The organism is Mycobacterium sp. IDUB_37, assembly GCF_055419245.1.
The window spans coordinates 1-281 of the sequence record NZ_JBVAXG010000057.1 but is presented as its reverse complement, the minus strand read 5'-3'; the positions used below and the strand labels follow the sequence as shown (position 1 = coordinate 281).

Sequence of the window (281 nt, the reverse complement as noted above, 5' to 3'; positions counted from 1 at the left end):
CCCGCACCCGCGGGCACCGGGCCGGTTCCGGTGGGCGAGGCCACCACCAGCATCGCGCCGCTACCGCGGCTACCCCGACCCCCGGCACCGGACCCGCTGGCCACCACCTCGGTACTGCCCACCATCACCGGCGCCACACCGACCCCGGCCCGACCGTCCGCGGGGGGCCCGCCGACCGAGGTGTTATCCACCGCGGGCCTGTCCACCGGCGCCATGCCGACCGGGGCGATGCCCATCACCGGCAACGGCGGGGTCAGGCCCCGGCCCGAGACCACCACCTT

General features: G+C 77.6%; 1 protein-coding gene. It reads right to left on the bottom strand.

What is annotated here, in order from left to right:
* A partial coding sequence (locus tag ACZY1I_RS32290; protein WP_463761722.1) for a hypothetical protein occupies window positions 1–281 on the bottom strand: 281 nt, incomplete at both ends.